9 protein-coding genes, 21 tRNA genes, 3 rRNA genes and 1 riboswitch are annotated in these 18854 nt (G+C 46.9%); of the genes, 2 read left to right on the top strand and 31 right to left on the bottom strand.

Going from position 1 to position 18854, the window contains the following annotated elements; translation table 11 throughout:
- Window positions 1-74 precede the first annotated feature (74 nt).
- Window positions 75-542, top strand: a complete 468-nt coding sequence (locus PUN35_RS21155; RefSeq protein WP_014480651.1) for a TspO/MBR family protein — start codon at window positions 75-77, stop codon at window positions 540-542.
- A gap of 30 nt (window positions 543-572) precedes the next feature.
- Here PUN35_RS21155 and glgP read toward each other — a convergent pair whose 3' ends face one another.
- From glgP to PUN35_RS21010, 29 genes are all read right to left on the bottom strand, one after another.
- Entirely contained in the window at window positions 573-2969 is a 2397-nt protein-coding gene (gene glgP, locus PUN35_RS21150) for a glycogen phosphorylase GlgP (RefSeq protein ID WP_014480652.1), read from the bottom strand.
- Window positions 2956-4410, bottom strand: a complete 1455-nt coding sequence (gene glgA, locus PUN35_RS21145; RefSeq protein ID WP_014480653.1) for a glycogen synthase GlgA — start codon at window positions 4408-4410, stop codon at window positions 2956-2958. Before glgA ends, glgP begins: the two co-directional genes overlap by 14 nt.
- On the bottom strand, window positions 4407-5438 hold the full coding sequence (gene glgD, locus PUN35_RS21140) for a glucose-1-phosphate adenylyltransferase subunit GlgD (protein ID WP_004398841.1): 1032 nt from the start codon (window positions 5436-5438) through the stop codon (window positions 4407-4409). Before glgD ends, glgA begins: the two co-directional genes overlap by 4 nt.
- A gap of 23 nt (window positions 5439-5461) precedes the next feature.
- The gene (locus PUN35_RS21135; RefSeq protein WP_003229018.1) at window positions 5462-6604 is read right to left on the bottom strand and encodes a glucose-1-phosphate adenylyltransferase; all 1143 of its coding nucleotides are present in this window, start codon (window positions 6602-6604) and stop codon (window positions 5462-5464) included.
- The gene (gene glgB / locus PUN35_RS21130) at window positions 6601-8484 is read right to left on the bottom strand and encodes a 1,4-alpha-glucan branching enzyme (protein WP_014480654.1); all 1884 of its coding nucleotides are present in this window, start codon (window positions 8482-8484) and stop codon (window positions 6601-6603) included. The genes PUN35_RS21135 and glgB overlap by 4 nt, the downstream gene beginning before the upstream one ends.
- A 231-nt stretch (window positions 8485-8715) precedes the next feature.
- Window positions 8716-8787, bottom strand: a tRNA-Glu gene (locus tag PUN35_RS21125).
- Window positions 8788-8812: 25 nt separating this feature from the next.
- Window positions 8813-8903 (bottom strand) — tRNA-Ser (locus PUN35_RS21120).
- 3 nt (window positions 8904-8906) lie between these two features.
- Window positions 8907-8981: transfer RNA gene (locus tag PUN35_RS21115), tRNA-Asn, on the bottom strand.
- A 12-nt stretch (window positions 8982-8993) separates the two neighbouring features.
- Window positions 8994-9070 (bottom strand) — tRNA-Ile (locus PUN35_RS21110).
- A gap of 15 nt (window positions 9071-9085) precedes the next feature.
- Window positions 9086-9159: transfer RNA gene (locus PUN35_RS21105), tRNA-Gly, on the bottom strand.
- Window positions 9160-9169: 10 nt separating this feature from the next.
- Window positions 9170-9245 (bottom strand) — tRNA-His (locus tag PUN35_RS21100).
- Window positions 9246-9270: 25 nt separating this feature from the next.
- Window positions 9271-9346 (bottom strand) — tRNA-Phe (locus tag PUN35_RS21095).
- A gap of 12 nt (window positions 9347-9358) precedes the next feature.
- Window positions 9359-9435 (bottom strand) — tRNA-Asp (locus PUN35_RS21090).
- A gap of 11 nt (window positions 9436-9446) precedes the next feature.
- A tRNA-Met gene (locus PUN35_RS21085) sits at window positions 9447-9523 on the bottom strand.
- Between the two features lie 17 nt (window positions 9524-9540).
- Window positions 9541-9633: transfer RNA gene (locus PUN35_RS21080), tRNA-Ser, on the bottom strand.
- Window positions 9634-9639: 6 nt separating this feature from the next.
- Window positions 9640-9716: transfer RNA gene (locus tag PUN35_RS21075), tRNA-Ile, on the bottom strand.
- Between the two features lie 2 nt (window positions 9717-9718).
- Window positions 9719-9795: transfer RNA gene (locus PUN35_RS21070), tRNA-Met, on the bottom strand.
- 19 nt (window positions 9796-9814) lie between these two features.
- Window positions 9815-9887 (bottom strand) — tRNA-Ala (locus PUN35_RS21065).
- Between the two features lie 5 nt (window positions 9888-9892).
- Window positions 9893-9969, bottom strand: a tRNA-Pro gene (locus PUN35_RS21060).
- Between the two features lie 15 nt (window positions 9970-9984).
- Window positions 9985-10061 (bottom strand) — tRNA-Arg (locus PUN35_RS21055).
- A 9-nt stretch (window positions 10062-10070) separates the two neighbouring features.
- Window positions 10071-10156: transfer RNA gene (locus PUN35_RS21050), tRNA-Leu, on the bottom strand.
- Window positions 10157-10170: 14 nt separating this feature from the next.
- Window positions 10171-10245 (bottom strand) — tRNA-Gly (locus tag PUN35_RS21045).
- Between the two features lie 5 nt (window positions 10246-10250).
- A tRNA-Leu gene (locus tag PUN35_RS21040) sits at window positions 10251-10337 on the bottom strand.
- A gap of 10 nt (window positions 10338-10347) precedes the next feature.
- Window positions 10348-10423, bottom strand: a tRNA-Lys gene (locus PUN35_RS21035).
- A 37-nt stretch (window positions 10424-10460) separates the two neighbouring features.
- Window positions 10461-10536 (bottom strand) — tRNA-Thr (locus tag PUN35_RS21030).
- A 32-nt stretch (window positions 10537-10568) separates the two neighbouring features.
- Window positions 10569-10644, bottom strand: a tRNA-Val gene (locus PUN35_RS21025).
- Window positions 10645-10666: 22 nt separating this feature from the next.
- A 5S ribosomal RNA gene (gene rrf, locus PUN35_RS21020) occupies window positions 10667-10782 on the bottom strand.
- Between the two features lie 54 nt (window positions 10783-10836).
- Window positions 10837-13764 (bottom strand): 23S ribosomal RNA (locus PUN35_RS21015).
- Window positions 13765-13934: 170 nt separating this feature from the next.
- Window positions 13935-15484: ribosomal RNA gene (locus PUN35_RS21010) — 16S ribosomal RNA — on the bottom strand.
- The 16S, 23S and 5S rRNA genes sit together here with 21 tRNA genes alongside, the layout of an rRNA operon.
- Before the next feature lie 466 nt (window positions 15485-15950).
- Window positions 15951-16052, top strand: a riboswitch (TPP riboswitch).
- Window positions 16053-16151: 99 nt separating this feature from the next.
- Between PUN35_RS21010 and thiT the strand changes: the two genes are divergently transcribed.
- Window positions 16152-16730, top strand: coding sequence for an energy-coupled thiamine transporter ThiT (gene thiT, locus PUN35_RS21005; RefSeq protein WP_003228966.1), 579 nt, complete (start codon window positions 16152-16154; stop codon window positions 16728-16730).
- A 41-nt stretch (window positions 16731-16771) separates the two neighbouring features.
- Here the strand turns inward: thiT and PUN35_RS21000 are convergent, their stop codons facing one another.
- Both PUN35_RS21000 and floT read right to left on the bottom strand, forming a co-directional pair.
- Complete coding sequence (locus tag PUN35_RS21000; protein ID WP_014480655.1) at window positions 16772-17293, bottom strand: GNAT family N-acetyltransferase; 522 nt, start codon at window positions 17291-17293, stop codon at window positions 16772-16774.
- 17 nt (window positions 17294-17310) lie between these two features.
- Window positions 17311-18840, bottom strand: coding sequence for a flotillin lipid rafts scaffold protein FloT (gene floT, locus PUN35_RS20995; RefSeq protein ID WP_014480656.1), 1530 nt, complete (start codon window positions 18838-18840; stop codon window positions 17311-17313).
- Between the last annotated feature and the right edge of the window lie 14 nt (window positions 18841-18854).

Raw genomic sequence — 18854 nt, 5'->3', positions numbered from 1 at the left:
TCATTTCCCCCGCATATCGGGGGTTTGATCTTTATAAGATAAAGGGTAATTAAATACATGCGGAGGTTGCAAATATGAAAAAGATTGTCGGCGCTTTAGCCGTTTTTGTAATTACATATGCGCTGTTTTCAGCCGCAGGCTACCTGTTTCCTGTGGACCAAGAATGGTACAATTCATTGAAAAAACCGGACTGGACGCCAAGCGTAACTGCGATCGGCATCATTTGGGCCACCCTGTTTGCCCTGATCTCCCTTTCAGCAGCCATTGTATATGCTGCGTTTTCATTTAAAGGTGCGAAAAGCTTTCGGTTTACACTTTTGATAAATTACGTGCTCAATCAAGCCTTCAGCTATTTCCAGTTTACGCAAAAAAATCTGCTGGCTGCATCGCTTGACTGCCTGCTTGTCGCCATCACAGCAATCGTATTACTGATCATTGCCAAAAAATACAACAGAGCCGCAAGCTATCTTCTTTTGCCTTATTATTTATGGAGTGCATTTGCGACGTTCTTATCCTTTACAATCAATTCAATGAATCTGTGAACAAAAAAAGCCGCTTATACAGCGGCTTTTTCACATCATCGGCTTGATGCCCCAAATGTCCTTCGCATATTCCCGGATCGTGCGGTCGCTGGAGAAATATCCAGAATGAGCAATGTTTACAATCGAACGCTCAGACCATTTCCTTCGCTCCCGATAATCAGCTTGAATTCGCTCCTGCGCATCTGCATATGAGCTGAAATCCTTCAGCACAAAATACTCATCATTATGCGGAAGCAGCGAGTCAAAGATCGATTCAAATTCATCTGCCTCTCCTTCAAAAAAACCATTGATCAACTGATCCGCTACCTGCCTGATTCTTCTGTCATGCTGATAATATTCCCTCGATCTATAGCCGCCGTTTTCCTGATACGATAGAACTTCATCCGCCTTTAAGCCGAACGTGTAAATACAATCAGGGCCCACCCGCTCAAGGATCTCGATATTTGCGCCGTCATGCGTGCCGATCGTCAAAGCCCCGTTCATCATAAACTTCATATTCCCTGTACCAGACGCTTCCTTGCTTGCGGTTGAAATTTGCTCACTTACGTCTGATGCCGTAAAAATTCGCTCAGCCATAGAAACTCTATAATTTTCTAAAAAAACAACTTTGATCAGCTGTTTGACTGCCGGATCATAATTGACTTTTTCTGCGACAGAATGGATCAGCTTAATGATTTTCTTGGCATAATAATAGCTTGGTGAAGCCTTTGCCCCGAAAATAAAGGTTTGCGGGTAGATTGAAAACCCGGCGTCCTCCTTGAGCCGGTTATACAAATACATAATGTGAAGAACATTCAGCAGCTGCCGTTTATATGCATGAAGCCGTTTCACCTGTACGTCGAATATGCTGTCAGGGTTCACAACCACCCCGGCCGTGCAAAAAATCAAATCGGCAAGCTCTTGTTTTTTCTTGCTTTTGTTGTTTTGAAACTGTTCAATAAATGCAGGATCAGTGGCGTACGGTTCTAAACGGATCAGTGATTCCGGCTGCTTGACCCATTCATCGCCGATCGCCTCTGTAATGATGGCAGACAAGCCTGGATTCGCTTTTAACAGCCAGCGCCTGTGGGCAATTCCATTCGTCTTATTGTTAAAACGATTCGGGAACAGCAGGTGAAAGTCACGCATCTCCCTTTCCTTTAATATATCGGAATGTATTTTTGCAACGCCATTTACACTGTAACTGCCTACTATGGCCAGATGAGCCATTTTGACAACACCATGCGCTGTAATCGCCATGTCCTCTATCCTTTTCCAGTCTCCCGGATACTTTTCCCAAACTGCGCGGCAAAACCTCTCATTGATCTCTTCAATAATCATGTACATTCGCGGGAGCAGCGGCTTAAACAAATGAATCGGCCATTTCTCGAGCGCTTCTGACAATGTTGTATGATTTGTATAAGAAATCGTATGTACAGTGATATGCCAAGCTTCTTCCCAGCTCATGTTCTCTTCATCGAGCAAAATCCGCATCAGCTCAGGCACCGCAAGCGCAGGGTGAGTGTCATTAATATGAATGCTCACTTCTTTATGCAGGCCGGATAAAGATTTATGTGTTTTTCGGTAATTGTTCACAATGCTTTTTAAGCTTGCGCATACTAAAAAATACTGCTGCTTCAGCCGTAAAATTTTTCCCTCATCATGGGTGTCATCGGGATATAAGAATTCAGAAACCGCTTCTGTTTCTCGCTTATAAGACAAAATATTACCGCCGTGATAATGCGCATAGGGCTCGGCGTTCCAAAGCCTTAACGTGTTGACAGTGCCTGTTTCATAGCCGATAATCGGGATATCATAAGGAACAGCGGTAACAATTGTCGCTTGTTCGTGGCGAAAATGCAGGCGCCCGCTTTTTTCTGTCATATGGACTTCGCCCCAAAACGGCACGTCCACTGCTTGATCCGCATTCCTTACTTCCCATACGTTCCCGTTTTTCAGCCATTGCTCAGGCAGCTCCACCTGATGCCCGTCTACAATTTTTTGCTCAAACAAACCATGCTTATAACGTATGCCCATCCCGTGCCCAGGCAGGTTCAACGAAGCAAGCGAATCTAAAAAGCAAGCGGCCAAGCGCCCAAGTCCGCCATTGCCGAGACCTGCATCGTTCTCTATCTGAAGGATCTCCTCTAAATTGATGCCGATTTCCTTTAAACCAGCTTCTACAACATCACGAACACCAAGATTCATTAAGTTTTGCTCAAGGAGCTGACCGAGCAGAAATTCGATTGATAAATAATATGTCTGCTTCCCGGAATTTGATCTGCTTTTTTCATTCGTCTCGATCCAATTAGCGCTGATATACTCTCTGACCATATTGCCCAACGTTTTATATTGATCCAGCTTGACAGAATCTTTAAAGCTTTTTCCGCACGTCATTTCCAGACGCTTTAAAAATAAGTCTGCAAAGCGTTCTTTACTCGAGAACATCCCGTCCACTCCTTGTCACCTGCTCGAAAATACGCTGATACTCTTTAGCCGACTTCCCCCAGCTGTAATCTGCATTCATAGCGGTCTTCACGATGCTCTTCCATACATCCTGTTGGCGATAAAACGCCAGCGCTCGTTCAATCGTAAATTTCAAATCATGCGCATTAAAGGCGGAAAACGTAAAGCCATTGCCCGTTCCCTCTTCCTCCTGATAGGCACGGACAGTGTCGTAAAGACCGCCCGTTTCCCTGACAATCGGAATGGCGCCATATTGAAGAGCAATGAGCTGCCCCAAACCGCACGGCTCAAATTTCGACGGCATCAAAAACATATCAGAGCCCGCATAAATTTGATGGGCTAGCGGCTCATCAAATCCGATATAAGCCCGGCACTTCTCATGAAAAGCAAATTCTGCATACCGGAAATAATCTTCAAATTCACGTTCTCCTGTGCCCAGCACAACCAGCTGTATGTCTTGCTCCTCAAGAAGTTCGTGCATAATTCTGCGGACCAGATCAAGCCCCTTTTGTTTAGTGAGCCTTGTCACCATACTGATCAGCGGAATATCGTTTTTCTCTGGAAGCCCCATCCGCCGCTGAAGCTTCGTTTTGTTTTCCAGCTTGCATGCAAGATCCCCTGAATCGTATTGCGCCTCTATATAAGGGTCGCTTTTCGGCTGATAGAACGTATCATCAATGCCATTTAATATGCCGGTTACATCATCTTCCCTATATTGCAAAACCTGCTCCAGCTGCTCACCATAATACGGCGTCAAGATTTCATTTCTGTAAGTGGGGCTCACAGTCGTCACATGATCAGCCGCAATGATGCCCGCCTTCATAAAATTAACAAAACTATTGCATTCTAACCTTTCATAATGAAAATGATCCATCTCAAGACCCAGCAAGTCATGTGTGACATCAGGAGGGAATATGCCTTGAAACTGCAGGTTGTGGATCGTGAGCACGCTTTTCATCCGTTCATAAAAAGGATGTTTTCTGTACTCCTCTTTCAGCAAATAATTGACCATCGCTGTATGCCAATCGTGAGTATGAACAATATCGGCTGGAACATTCACAACTTTGGCAGCCTCCAGCACAGCTCTTGAAAAATAGGCAAACCGCTCACCGTCATCATAATGCCCGTACAACGAATCCCTGTTGAAATAGTACTCATTGTCGATGAAGTAATAATTCACATCGTCTTCGGCCATATGTTCAATTCCGCAATATTGCTGACGCCAGCCGACAGCTACCGTACACTCAGCCTTTTTTTTCATACGCTTTTTCCACGGTTCAGGTATTTGGCTGTACTTCGGCAGCATCACAGCTACTGCATTGCCTAATCGCGCAAGTGCCTTTGGCAGAGCGCCTGCTACATCGGCAAGACCTCCTGATTTAACAAATGGGGTGCATTCTGACACAGCAAGTAATATCTTCAAGAATTCATCAGCTCTCCTTGCACCAAACCTTTTCTTAATACAAGCGGCTGCTCAGCTGTTCCTGCAGCTTCCGTCGCCTTGCCGATTTTAACGTCCTTATCCGAAATGACCTGCTCAAGAAGACAATCCTCTCCAATCTGCGTTTTTTGCATAATAATACAGTTTTTCAGCTTTGTTCCCTTTCCGACATGGACCGCCCTGAACAAAATGCAGTTTTCAACCTCTCCTTCAAGCACACAGCCGTTTGCCACCAAAGAATTTTTGACAGTGCTGTGCTTTCCGTATTTCGTAGGCGGCTCATCCTTCACTTTTGTATAGATCGGCTGCTGCGGCAAAAACACCTGCTGCCAAAAACGAGGCTGAATGAGCTCCATACTGTGGGTATAATATTTTTCCACCGAATCAATGACAGCGGCATAACCTGAATATTCATAAGGGCAAATGGTCAGGGCGGAAGATTCCTTTTCAACAGCCTCCTGAATGGTTTTATAGCCTTTTTCACTATGTCCGTAGATCAGATCCTTTAAAAGCGTTGTTGACATGATATAGATTTGCAGCGACTGGCCGTCCTGAAATACCTCGGTGACGTCGCAGCCAACCTCCTGATGGCGTTTCAGCACATATTGAAATTGAATGTTGCATACGGTATGGCTGTTGGAGATTACAGCATATTGCTGAGTGCTTCTGTGGAAGTAATCTAGATGGTCCGAAAACTGGCGAAAGGAACCGAATTCATCGTATTCGTGATGAAGATGGGGAGACGGGAAAAAAAAGAGGCCGTCCTTTTTCCGATGCAAATCCCATTCTTTACCCGCCCCAAGGTGATCCATGAGCGAACGGTAACGATACTTCGGAAAAATTGCAACACTCCTAATATCCGCATTCACCATGTTGGAAAGCATAAAATCAATCAGTCGGTACCTGCCGGCAAAAGGGATCGCCCCGAGCGACCGCTGTGCTGTTAAATCCTGAAGAGAATGCTTATATGTGGTTTCATCTATAACACCTAACATTTGATTATTGAACACTGACTCTGCCCCCTCTTCAGTAATTAAATCAATTCTTTTTCTACAAATTCCTCTGAAACGAGCAGCACCTCTTCAATGTCTTTTTCGGAGCGAATCACTGCGCCATCCGGCAGCACCATCCCATTAGGAACGATGGCATTTTCAATGACTACATGCTCCCCAATCGTCACATCCGGCATTATGACGGATGATGTAACAGTCGTATGCTTACCGACAGTCACACCTTGAAAAAGAACGGAGTGAGACACATTTCCATATACAACACAACCTTCGTTCACAAGCGAATCTTGAACCTGCGCATCAGATGAAATAAATTGCGGAGGCTGATTTGGATTGACGGAGTAAATTTTCCATTTGCGTTCAAACAGCTTCAGCTCCGAGTCCTCTTTTAACAAATCCATATTGGCTTCCCACAAGCTCTGCACCGTTCCGACATCCTTCCAATATCCCTTGAACGGATAAGCAGAAAGCTTCTTTTTCTCCTCCAAAAGCAGAGGAATAATGTCTTTGCCGAAGTCGTGGCTAGAATAAGGGTTTTGATCGTCCATCTCAAGATACTGTTTCAAAAGCGGCCAATTGAATATATAAATTCCCATTGAGGCAAGATTGCTCTTAGGGAATTTGGGCTTTTCATCAAAATGTGTGATCGTCCCATCTGGATTGGCCTTCATGATGCCGAATCGGCTTGCTTCCTCCCAGCCCACTTCGATGACAGAGATGGTCACATCTGCTTTCTTTTCAATGTGATAATCAAGCATTTTGCCGTAGTCCATTTTGTATATGTGATCTCCTGATAAAATCAGTACATACTCAGGATCATACTGATTCAAATAATTGAGATTTTCATAAATGGCGCTTGCCGTCCCTTTATACCATTTGACTTCTGATGACTCGGCATAAGGGGGTAAAACCGTCACGCCGCCATTATATCTATCCAGGTCCCATGCACTGCCGATCCCAATATAGGAATTCAGTTCAAGCGGCTGATATTGCGTTAAAATCCCGACTGTGTCTATGCCTGAATTAGAACAGTTGCTTAGGGTAAAATCAATAATCCTGTATTTTCCCCCGAAAGATACAGCCGGTTTGGCCATATTTTTTGTTAATCCGCTGAGACGGCTGCCCTTTCCGCCGGCAAGGAGCATGGCTACACATTGTTTTTTCATCTTTTTATCTCTCCTCTTTTTTTAACCGCCCGTAAAATCGAGATGCCGTAAGGGGGGATGGTCATCGTGATATAACACGGCTTATGATGAAGTGCTCCCTTTTTAGCCGATAACGGCTTTTTGTTGATTTGCCCTGACCCTCCATATGTTTCACTGTCACTGTTAAGCACTTCAATGTATTGAGTAAAAAAAGGAACTCCAACATCATATTGATGATAGACCACGGGTGTAAAATTACAAATGATGACAAGCGCCTCACCGTGCTTTTTGCCATAACGAATAAAAGAAAAGATTGATTGTTCGTCATTATGGACATCAATCCATTCAAATGATTGTGCACGATGGTCATGCTCATAAAGGATTTTGCTTTTTTGGTAAAAGCGGAGAAGGTCTTGCGTAAAAACGCTGGCTTTCTGATGCATGGGGAAGGAGTCCAAAAACCAATCAAGCTGTTCTGTATCTTTCCATTCATCAAATTGGGCAAACTCTGATCCCATAAAGATCAATTTCTTTCCGGGATGCACTGTCATATAGCCCAGCAAAAGCCGATACTGGGCAAACTTCTGCCAGTAGTCGCCAGGCATTTTATTAAGAAGTGATTTTTTTCCGTATACGACTTCATCATGAGAAAACGGCAATACAAAATGTTCACTAAACGCATATAGTAATGAAAAAGAGATAAGCTGATGACAATGCCGCCTTTCTTCGGGCGGCGTCTCCATGTATTTCAGTACGTCATTCATCCATCCCATATTCCATTTATAATGAAAACCAAGCCCCCCTTCCTCAACGGCACCTGTCACTTGAGGCCATTCTGTAGAATCTTCCGCAATCATCATCACATAAGGATATGCCTCTCTCATGGTTTGATTGAGTTTTTTTAAAAACTCAACAGCATATGGATTCGTGTGGCGTTCATCCTGATTTGGCCAATACAAGATATTAGCCACTGCATCAACCCTAAATCCATCTATATGATAGAATTCCGCCCAGTACAACGCATTCGAAATTAAAAAACTATGAACTTCCGGTTTTCCCAGGTCAAAGTTTGCCGTGCCCCATAACCAGTTCTCCCGATCACGTTCTTCTTTGTATTCATAAAGCGGTTCTCCATCAAACATATAAAGGCCATGTGCATCTTTACAAAAATGTCCGGGGACCCAATCCAAAATGACTCCGATATTTTGTTGATGACATTCATCAACAAACTTCATCAGATCATGCGGCGTGCCAAACCTGCTTGTCGGGCTGTAATACCCCGTTCCTTGGTACCCCCATGAACGATCATATGGATGCTCATACACCGGAAGCAGTTCAATATGGGTAAACCCATGCTCCTTGATATAAGGGATAAGCGTCTGACTTAATTCTATATAGGAATAATGCCTGCCATCAGAATGCTTCTTCCAAGACCCAAGATGCAGTTCATAAATGAAAACAGGTTTTTCATACAGCGTCTTAGCCTTCTGTTTCTTTTGCCATTTTTGATCTTGCCAGCTGTATCCTTCCAAATCGTAAGTAAGTGACGCTGTGTTTGGTCTGACTTCTGAATAAATAGCGTATGGATCTGCCTTCAGCCTGATCTCACCGTTATTCGTCACGATTTCATATTTATATCGTTCCTTTTCTCCTATACCTGGAATAAATAACGTCCAAATGCCATTATCATTCACTCTGTGCATCACATGCTCTTCTCCAGACCAGCTGTTAAAATCTCCAGCCACTCGTACTTCCGACGCATGAGGCGCCCACACACAGAATTCATATCCGCTTTTGCCATTCAGCTCGCGGTAATGCGAGCCAAACAGCTGATAGCTTTTAAACAGACTGCCTTCGTGAAAAAGATAAACATCATGTGCTGTCGGGCTGGCAGCGGCCATGTAATCATCCTTTCTGACATCATAGTTTTCATTTATAGTATTTATTCGAAGAAATAAAAAAAAGCCCTTTGCTGAAAGCGCTTATACTTATAGACAATTAACTTCATTTTCTGAAGAAAAACGAAATATATGGAGATTTTTGTAGTCTGTTTTTAAAATAAAGAACAAAATCTAAGACATATCATGATTTAAAAAACAAAAAAACCTTGCAGGATATGCAAGGCTTCTGGATGACCCGTACGGGATTCGAACCCGTGTTACCGCCGTGAAAGGGCGGTGTCTTAACCGCTTGACCAACGGGCCGAAAATTATTATATCTGTAATCATATGGCGGAGAAGGAGGGATTTGAACCCTCGCGCCGCTTACACGACCTACACCCTTAGCAGGGGCGCCTCTTCAGCCACTTGAGTACTTCTCCATTTGGCTCCACAGGCAGGATTCGAACCTGCGACCGATCGGTTAACAGCCGATAGCTCTACCACTGAGCTACTGTGGAATACAAAAGTCATGGTGGGCCTGAATGGACTCGAACCATCGACCTCACGCTTATCAGGCGTGCGCTCTAACCAGCTGAGCTACAGGCCCATGACGATATAGAAATGGAGCGGGTGATGGGAATCGAACCCACGACATCAGCTTGGAAGGCTGAGGTTTTACCACTAAACTACACCCGCAATTTTTATTTGGGGCGATTGATGGGAATCGAACCCACGAATGCCAGAGCCACAATCTGGTGCGTTAACCACTTCGCCACAACCGCCAAAATATATTGATAAATTGATAAATGGTGGCTCGGGACGGAATCGAACCGCCGACACACGGATTTTCAGTCCGTTGCTCTACCAACTGAGCTACCGAGCCTAAGTATTTAAATGGCGGTCCGGACGGGACTCGAACCCGCGACCTCCTGCGTGACAGGCAGGCATTCTAACCAACTGAACTACCGGACCATTTTAAAATTTGGTTGCGGGGGCAGGATTTGAACCTGCGACCTTCGGGTTATGAGCCCGACGAGCTACCGAACTGCTCCACCCCGCGATGATTAGGAATATGTATGGCGGAGGAAGAGGGATTCGAACCCCCGCGGGCTTTGACACCCCTGTCGGTTTTCAAGACCGATCCCTTCAGCCAGACTTGGGTATTCCTCCGTATAGTGGTGGACCTTGTAGGACTCGAACCTACGACCGGACGGTTATGAGCCGTCTGCTCTAACCAACTGAGCTAAAGGTCCATTGGTAGCGGCGGAGGGGATCGAACCCCCGACCTCACGGGTATGAACCGTACGCTCTAGCCAGCTGAGCTACACCGCCAAATATTTTTGAAATCAAGTGGAGCCTAGCGGGATCGAACCGCTGACCTCCTGCGTGCAAAGCAGGCGCTCTCCCAGCTGAGCTAAGGCCCCAAGAATGGTCGGGAAGACAGGATTCGAACCTGCGACCCCATGGTCCCAAACCATGTGCTCTACCAAGCTGAGCTACTTCCCGATTTCATATAGATCATGGCGCGCCCGAGAGGAGTCGAACCCCTAACCTTTTGATCCGTAGTCAAACGCTCTATCCAATTGAGCTACGGGCGCAAAACTTAATGCCGAGGGCCGGACTTGAACCGGCACGGTAGTCACCTACCGCAGGATTTTAAGTCCTGTGTGTCTGCCAATTCCACCACCCCGGCGTGGATGGTATAGTTGGAGCGGAAGACGGGATTCGAACCCGCGACCCCCACCTTGGCAAGGTGGTGTTCTACCACTGAACTACTTCCGCAGAAATGGTGCGGATGAAGGGACTTGAACCCCCACGTCTGTAAAGACACTAGAGCCTGATTCTAGCGCGTCTGCCAATTCCGCCACATCCGCAACATGTAAATGGTGAGCCATGAAGGACTCGAACCTTCGACCCTCTGATTAAAAGTCAGATGCTCTACCAACTGAGCTAATGGCTCTTCTTACAATAGACTTGAATATTATATCATATAAAAGTGGTGCCGGCAAGAGGACTTGAACCCCCAACCTACTGATTACAAGTCAGTTGCTCTACCAATTGAGCTACACCGGCATATATGTAAAACCGATATGTATAATGAAAAATGGTGGAGGATGACGGGCTCGAACCGCCGACCCTCTGCTTGTAAGGCAGATGCTCTCCCAGCTGAGCTAATCCTCCATACTTGCACTAACGTGCAATTGCTTGGCGGCGTCCTACTCTCACAGGGGGAAACCCCCGACTACCCTCGGCGCTGAAGAGCTTAACTTCCGTGTTCGGTATGGGAACGGGTGTGACCTCTTCGCTATCGCCACCAAACAAATTGAGAGTGTTCTCTCAAAACTAGATAACAGGTGTGACATCATTCAAAATGTGGTTAAGTCCTCGATCGATTAGTATCTGTCAGCTCCATGTGTCGCCACACTTCCACCTCAGACCTATCAACCTGATCATCTTTCAGGGATCTTACTTCCTTGCGAAATGGGAAATCTCATCTTGAGGGGGGCTTCATGCTTAGATGCTTTCAGCACTTATCCCGTCCGCACATAGCTACCCAGCGATGCCCTTGGCAGAACAACTGGTACACCAGCGGTGCGTCCATCCCGGTCCTCTCGTACTAAGGACAGCTCCTCTCAAATTTCCTGCGCCCGCGACGGATAGGGACCGAACTGTCTCACGACGTTCTGAACCCAGCTCGCGTACCGCTTTAATGGGCGAACAGCCCAACCCTTGGGACCGACTACAGCCCCAGGATGCGATGAGCCGACATCGAGGTGCCAAACCTCCCCGTCGATGTGGACTCTTGGGGGAGATAAGCCTGTTATCCCCGGGGTAGCTTTTATCCGTTGAGCGATGGCCCTTCCATGCGGAACCACCGGATCACTAAGCCCGACTTTCGTCCCTGCTCGACTTGTAGGTCTCGCAGTCAAGCTCCCTTGTGCCTTTACACTCTGCGAATGATTTCCAACCATTCTGAGGGAACCTTTGGGCGCCTCCGTTACCTTTTAGGAGGCGACCGCCCCAGTCAAACTGCCCACCTGACACTGTCTCCCCGCCCGATAAGGGCGGCGGGTTAGAAGGTCAATACAGCCAGGGTAGTATCCCACCGATGCCTCCACCGAAGCTGGCGCTCCGGTTTCCAAGGCTCCTACCTATCCTGTACAAGCTGTACCAACATTCAATATCAGGCTGCAGTAAAGCTCCACGGGGTCTTTCCGTCCTGTCGCGGGTAACCTGCATCTTCACAGGTACTATAATTTCACCGAGTCTCTCGTTGAGACAGTGCCCAGATCGTTGCGCCTTTCGTGCGGGTCGGAACTTACCCGACAAGGAATTTCGCTACCTTAGGACCGTTATAGTTACGGCCGCCGTTTACTGGGGCTTCAATTCGCACCTTCGCTTACGCTAAGCGCTCCTCTTAACCTTCCAGCACCGGGCAGGCGTCAGCCCCTATACTTCGCCTTACGGCTTCGCAGAGACCTGTGTTTTTGCTAAACAGTCGCCTGGGCCTATTCACTGCGGCTCTCTCGGGCTTGCACCCTAACAGAGCACCCCTTCTCCCGAAGTTACGGGGTCATTTTGCCGAGTTCCTTAACGAGAGTTCTCTCGATCACCTTAGGATTCTCTCCTCGCCTACCTGTGTCGGTTTGCGGTACGGGCACCTCTCACCTCGCTAGAGGCTTTTCTTGGCAGTGTGGAATCAGGAACTTCGCTACTATATTTCGCTCGCCATCACAGCTCAGCCTTATGGGAAACGGATTTGCCTATTTCCCAGCCTAACTGCTTGGACGCGGATATCCAATACCGCGCTTACCCTATCCTCCTGCGTCCCCCCATTGCTCAAATGGTGAGGAGGTGGTACAGGAATATCAACCTGTTGTCCATCGCCTACGCCTTTCGGCCTCGGCTTAGGTCCCGACTAACCCTGAGCGGACGAGCCTTCCTCAGGAAACCTTAGGCATTCGGTGGAGGGGATTCTCACCCCTCTTTCGCTACTCATACCGGCATTCTCACTTCTAAGCGCTCCACCAGTCCTTCCGGTCTGGCTTCACAGCCCTTAGAACGCTCTCCTACCACTGTTCGAAGAACAGTCCGCAGCTTCGGTGATACGTTTAGCCCCGGTACATTTTCGGCGCAGAGTCACTCGACCAGTGAGCTATTACGCACTCTTTAAATGGTGGCTGCTTCTAAGCCAACATCCTGGTTGTCTAAGCAACTCCACATCCTTTTCCACTTAACGTATACTTTGGGACCTTAGCTGGCGGTCTGGGCTGTTTCCCTTTCGACTACGGATCTTATCACTCGCAGTCTGACTCCCAAGGATAAGTCATTGGCATTCGGAGTTTGACTGAATTCGGTAACCCGGTAGGGGCCCCTAGTCCAATCAGTGCTCTACCTCCAAGACTCTTACCTTGAGGCTAGCCCTAAAGCTATTTCGGAGAGAACCAGCTATCTCCAGGTTCGATTGGCATTTCACCCCTACCCACACCTCATCCCCGCACTTTTCAACGTGCGTGGGTTCGGGCCTCCATTCAGTGTTACCTGAACTTCACCCTGGACATGGGTAGATCACCTGGTTTCGGGTCTACGACCACGTACTCATGCGCCCTATTCAGACTCGCTTTCGCTGCGGCTCCGCATCTTCTGCTTAACCTTGCACGGGATCGTAACTCGCCGGTTCATTCTACAAAAGGCACGCCATCACCCGTTAACGGGCTCTGACTACTTGTAGGCACACGGTTTCAGGATCTCTTTCACTCCCCTTCCGGGGTGCTTTTCACCTTTCCCTCACGGTACTGGTTCACTATCGGTCACTAGGGAGTATTTAGCCTTGGGAGATGGTCCTCCCGGATTCCGACGGAATTTCACGTGTTCCGCCGTACTCAGGATCCACTCAGGAGAGAACGAAGTTTTGACTACAGGGCTGTTACCTCCTATGGCGGGCCTTTCCAGACCTCTTCATCTACCTCGTTCCTTTGTAACTCCGTACAGAGTGTCCTACAACCCCAAGAGGCAAGCCTCTTGGTTTGGGCTAATCCCGTTTCGCTCGCCGCTACTCAGGGAATCGCATTTGCTTTCTCTTCCTCCGGGTACTTAGATGTTTCAGTTCCCCGGGTCTGCCTTCTCATATCCTATGAATTCAGATATGGATACCACTCCATTACGAGTGGTGGGTTTCCCCATTCGGAAATCTCCGGATCAAAGCTTGCTTACAGCTCCCCGAAGCATATCGGTGTTCGTCCCGTCCTTCATCGGCTCCTAGTGCCAAGGCATCCACCGTGCGCCCTTTCTAACTTAACCGTTAAAAAGAATCACTATGTGATATCTTGTGTTACTAATTGAATGTGATGTCTACTGTTATCTAGTTTTCAAAGAACACGTTTCGAAGGAATGATCCTTCAAAACTAAACAAGACAGGGAACGTTCTGTTTATAAGACCCAAGGTCTTATATTCCGTATAATATCCTTAGAAAGGAGGTGATCCAGCCGCACCTTCCGATACGGCTACCTTGTTACGACTTCACCCCAATCATCTGTCCCACCTTCGGCGGCTGGCTCCTAAAAGGTTACCTCACCGACTTCGGGTGTTACAAACTCTCGTGGTGTGACGGGCGGTGTGTACAAGGCCCGGGAACGTATTCACCGCGGCATGCTGATCCGCGATTACTAGCGATTCCAGCTTCACGCAGTCGAGTTGCAGACTGCGATCCGAACTGAGAACAGATTTGTGGGATTGGCTTAACCTCGCGGTTTCGCTGCCCTTTGTTCTGTCCATTGTAGCACGTGTGTAGCCCAGGTCATAAGGGGCATGATGATTTGACGTCATCCCCACCTTCCTCCGGTTTGTCACCGGCAGTCACCTTAGAGTGCCCAACTGAATGCTGGCAACTAAGATCAAGGGTTGCGCTCGTTGCGGGACTTAACCCAACATCTCACGACACGAGCTGACGACAACCATGCACCACCTGTCACTCTGCCCCCGAAGGGGACGTCCTATCTCTAGGATTGTCAGAGGATGTCAAGACCTGGTAAGGTTCTTCGCGTTGCTTCGAATTAAACCACATGCTCCACCGCTTGTGCGGGCCCCCGTCAATTCCTTTGAGTTTCAGTCTTGCGACCGTACTCCCCAGGCGGAGTGCTTAATGCGTTAGCTGCAGCACTAAGGGGCGGAAACCCCCTAACACTTAGCACTCATCGTTTACGGCGTGGACTACCAGGGTATCTAATCCTGTTCGCTCCCCACGCTTTCGCTCCTCAGCGTCAGTTACAGACCAGAGAGTCGCCTTCGCCACTGGTGTTCCTCCACATCTCTACGCATTTCACCGCTACACGTGGAATTCCACTCTCCTCTTCTGCACTCAAGTTCCCCAGTTTCCAATGACCCTCCCCGGTTGAGCCGGGGGCTTTCACATCAGACTTAAGAAACCGCCCGCGAGCCCTTTACGCCCAATAATTCCGGACAACACTTGCCACCTACGTATTACCGCGGCTGCTGGCACGTAGTTAGCCGTGGCTTTCTGGTTAGGTACCGTCAAGGTACCGCCCTGTTCGAACGGTACTTGTTCTTCCCTAACAACAGAGCTTTACGATCCGAAAACCTTCATCACTCACGCGGCGTTGCTCCGTCAGACTTTCGTCCATTGCGGAAGATTCCCTACTGCTGCCTCCCGTAGGAGTCTGGGCCGTGTCTCAGTCCCAGTGTGGCCGATCACCCTCTCAGGTCGGCTACGCATCGTTGCCTTGGTGAGCCGTTACCTCACCAACTAGCTAATGCGCCGCGGGTCCATCTGTAAGTGGTAGCCGAAGCCACCTTTTATGTTTGAACCATGCGGTTCAAACAACCATCCGGTATTAGCCCCGGTTTCCCGGAGTTATCCCAGTCTTACAGGCAGGTTACCCACGTGTTACTCACCCGTCCGCCGCTAACATCAGGGAGCAAGCTCCCATCTGTCCGCTCGACTTGCATGTATTAGGCACGCCGCCAGCGTTCGTCCTGAGCCAGGATCAAACTCTCCGATAAATGGATCACAGGTTAAGTTCACCGCATCCTGCGGCGACACCTGTGTGACCTGCGTCGTGCAGGCCCTAGTTTGACTGACTACGCACATCGCAGTGCGATTTTTAAAAACTGAATTAACAGGTACGTTTTGTCTTGTTTAGTTTTCAAAGATCATTTCGTTACTTCTCAATGAAGCAGCTTTACTAATATAACATTCAGCTTCTTTTTTGTCAACAACTTTTTTCAAGTTGTTTTGAAGCATCTAGTTTGTGTCCGCTGTGCATCAGCGACGTTTAATAATATAACACCTGTATTTATTTATTGCAATAGTTTTTTTAAAAAAATCTATAAAACAAATAAACTATAATCCTCGCCATGATTTCTAAAGCGTGTGTATCATATAAGTTTCTTAAAAGAACATATACATCAGTCATGTGATCTTGTTGTTTTTTTCGTTTTCTTGTATAGTAGAAACGAACTAAATACTGATGACCACAAGGGGAGCATTAAAGCTGAGAGTGAGCGGTTTCGTTCTGACCCTTTGAACCTGTTAGTTAACGCTGGCGTAGGGATGTGGCAAAGTCAAATGAATTGCAGATCGTAAAGCAGTGCGTGGAACTTTTCTCATCCTTCCGCGTGCTGCTTTTTTGTTGTCCTTTTGGTTGTCTGTCAATGGAAGGAGATAGATATGAATCAATCTAAGCAACTGGTTCGCCTTATTGAAATTGCCATTATGACAGCGGCAGCCGTTATTTTAGACATTGTCTCAGGAATGTTTCTTAGCATGCCTCAAGGAGGCTCGGTCTCCATCATGATGATTCCGATCTTTTTAATTTCGTTTCGCTGGGGTGTCAAAGCAGGTCTTACTACAGGTTTGTTGACAGGTCTAGTACAAATAGCAATCGGAAACTTGTTTGCTCAACATCCTGTACAGCTATTGTTAGATTACATTGTCGCTTTCGCAGCAATCGGCATAAGCGGCTGTTTCGCTTCTTCTGTCCGTAAAGCCGCTGTATCAAAAACAAAAGGGAAATTGATTGTTTCAGTGGTCAGCGCAGTTTTTATCGGCAGTTTGCTGCGCTATGCCGCGCATGTCATTTCAGGAGCTGTGTTTTTCGGCAGCTTTGCTCCAAAAGGAACACCGGTATGGATTTATTCTTTAACTTATAATGCGACTTACATGGTTCCTTCATTCATTATTTGTGCAATTGTCCTATGTTTATTATTTATGACAGCACCCCGTCTGCTTAAAAGTGACAAAGCGTAAAAGTAACAATCCCCCAGCGAATTCCGCTGGGGGATTGTTCGTTATCTGTTAAGAAGTGTTTTTAAAGCTGAAAGATCCGGCCAGCCAAGACCTACTTCTTTCAGCCTTACTCCGGCAATTTCAAAGTTGTCCTCCGCTACTCTTTCAGGTGAATAGGCCTGATAAAATATAATCGAGGGATTCTGCTCAATAACCCAAACAAACATACTTGAAAAGCCATGTTGAAGCAAATACTCCGCTCCTTTTGCTAAGAGCGCCCTGCCTGCACCTTGCCGCTGGCGCTCTTCCAGAAGATAAATAGCGTATAACTCGCCGTCATAGCCTTCTTGTTCAGAGCGAATAGGTCCAAATGAAGCAAAGCCGAATACTGAATCCATTTCGTCCTGAGCAACAAATACTCCTTTTAACGAGCGACTTTTCCATTTGTCTTCAAATTCCTTATAGTTCAGGCTGTTTAAATAATCAATCGGGATAATTTCGTGGTATGTTGTCCTCCAGCTGTCTACATGCACTTTTGCAATGTCCTTTATATCCTCTAACTTCGCTTCACGTACAGTTACCATACGGTTCTGCCCTTTCCTTACTCTGATTTTTGGACCGTTTTGGCTTCTTTGATTTCATTTGTTAATTCATTAATGCTTTGTTTTACGTTTCCTTTTCCTGAAAAGTTCTCAAGCATTTCTTTTACATCAATTCCTGAGGATGCTTTTAAACTTTCTTGCAGACTTGACATTAAGTTCGTCGCATAGCTGGTTACTTTGTTTGCTCCGCTTGATTCACCGCTTCCTCCTGTATCGACAACGGTGATTTTATCAATATTTGAAAGAGGCGCCGCTGCTTGTTTCGCGTATTCCGGAAGCATTTTGACAATCATATCGAAAATCGCCGCCTGCCCGTACTGTTCAAAGGCAGCCGCAATTTTCTCTTTTGCTTCCGCTTCTGCAAGACCTTTCAGGCGGATAACCTCTGCCTCTGTCTCTCCTTTCGCTTTTTCCGCTTCTGCTTTTGCTAGCCCGTCAATTCTTACTTTTTCCGCCTCAGCCTTTGCCATTGCTTCAATACTGTACTTCTTGGCATCGGCTTCCGCGAGCTGTTTGGCTTTCTCAGCTGCTGCGGACTGCTCAACAGAATAACGGTCTGCATCGGCTTTTTTCTTTACCTCTGAGTCGTATTGACGTTCACGGCGAAGAATTTCTTTTTCTTCTAGCTCTATTTGTTTTTGGCGTTCGATAATTTTAACCTGCATTTCCTGCTCTGTGACTTGCTGGCGCGCTCTGGCAGTCTCTAAATCATATGCTTGGTCGGCATTCGCTTTTGCCGTATCTTGTTCTCTGCGGAATTCAGCCATTTTGAGCTGATTGAGTTTTTCAGCTTCAGCGATTTCCGTCGCCCGTTCAAGTTCTGATTTTTTTGCGTCTTTATCGGCTTCTGCCCGCTTAATTCGGGTTTCTTTATCAGCCTCTGCTGTTGCGATATCAGCATCGCGTTTTACTTGGGCAATTCTCGGTTTCCCTAATGATTCAAGATAACCGTTTTTATCACGAACATCTTTAATGGTAAACGAGACGATTACCAGCCCCATTTTCGCGAGATCCTGTGAAGCGACACGCTGCACCTCTTGAGAGAATTTTTCTCTGTTTTTATAGATTTCTTCTACTGTCATTGAGCCGAGAATGGAACGAAGGTGGCCTTCTAAAACCTCCCGCGCTTCCTGCTCACGGTCGTCTTTTGATTTCCCTAAAAATTGTTCGGCCGCTGTAGCGATTTCTCCTATAGAACCGCCGATTTTAATAATCGCAGTTCCATCGGCCATTACTGGCACTCCTTGTTCTGTATAGACTTCAGGTGTCGAAACATCGAGTTTGCTTGATAATAGGCTTAGCGGCTCTGCCTGCTGGAAGACGGGAAGGACAAAGGTTCCTCCGCCGCGGACGATTTTAATACGGTTGCCGCCTTCATCGACATGAACATTTTTATTGCCCAGATAGCTCCCCGTTACAATTAACGCTTCATCAGGCCCTGCTGTACGATACTTCGTAATAAACACAGCTATTAGTGCAATTAATAAAAAGAATACAACTCCGATGATCATTATAATCGGCATTGTCATATCAAATTCCTCCT

Origin of the sequence: Bacillus sp. N3378-2at (assembly GCF_033412715.1) — a bacterium.
In the GTDB taxonomy this organism is placed as follows: domain Bacteria; phylum Bacillota; class Bacilli; order Bacillales; family Bacillaceae; genus Bacillus; species Bacillus subtilis.
The sequence above is the reverse complement of the archived record's forward strand: the minus strand, read 5'-3'. Positions and strand labels throughout refer to the sequence as shown.